Source organism: Pseudomonas sp. R62 (genome assembly GCF_000257605.1).
In the GTDB taxonomy this organism is placed as follows: Bacteria; Pseudomonadota; Gammaproteobacteria; order Pseudomonadales; family Pseudomonadaceae; genus Aquipseudomonas; species Aquipseudomonas atacamensis.
Genome location: NZ_JH635998.1, coordinates 3,079,360 through 3,080,036 on the forward strand (window position 1 = coordinate 3,079,360; position 677 = coordinate 3,080,036).

Genomic DNA, 677 nt, shown 5'->3' on the forward strand with positions numbered 1-677 from the left:
GCGAGGGTCTGTCTTGCCTCGCGTGCGTTCAAGGAGAGTGCTCGATGCGTATTTTTCTTTTATGCCTGGCCGGGTGCCTGTCGTTCAGCGCGTGGGCGTCACCGGTCGAGCAAAGCCCCGAGGCAATCAAGGCGCAGTTGCAGGATTACTACTTTGACGCCGCACGGCGTGGCGACGTGCCGATGCTCGAGACCTTTATCGAGTCCGGCTATTCCCTCGATACCCGCGACAGCAAGGGTTACACCGCACTGATTCTGGCGGCTTATCACGGTCAGGCGCCGGCGGTTGAGCGACTGTTGGCAGCGGGCGCGGATGCCTGTGCACAGGACCAGCGCGGCAACACGGCGCTGATGGGCGCGATTTTCAAAGGCGAGTTGCAGATCGCCCGGCGCCTGATGGCCACCGATTGCAGCCCCGACCAACGTAACGGCGCCGGGCAGACCGCGGCGATGTACGCCGGGCTGTTCAAGCGTCTGGAATTGCTCGACGCCTTGCAGGCCAAGGGCGCCGACCTCAACGCCGAGGATCCGCTGGGCAACAGTGCCGCGCGTCTGGCCAGCGGCGAAATCCGTACCGCTGCGCCGCGCTGATCGGCGATGGCTGCGTTATCATCGCGTCTTTTGTTCCGGGGGTTCTGATGGCCAAGGCCAAGCGCATGTACGGCTGCACCGAGTGCG

General features: G+C 64.1%; 1 protein-coding gene. It reads left to right on the forward strand.

What is annotated here, in order from left to right; all coding sequences use genetic code 11:
- Positions 1–44: 44 nt before the first annotated feature.
- The gene (locus OQK_RS14930) at positions 45–590 is read left to right on the forward strand and encodes an ankyrin repeat domain-containing protein (protein ID WP_016773096.1); all 546 of its coding nucleotides are present in this window, start codon (positions 45–47) and stop codon (positions 588–590) included.
- The last annotated feature ends 87 nt before the right edge of the window (positions 591–677 follow it).

Bases quoted from the DNA above. Each gene is read 5' to 3' on its own strand.
- OQK_RS14930 (WP_016773096.1), top strand. From the start codon at position 45: ATGCGTATTTTTCTTTTATGCCTGGCCGGGTGCCTGTCGTTCAGCGCG.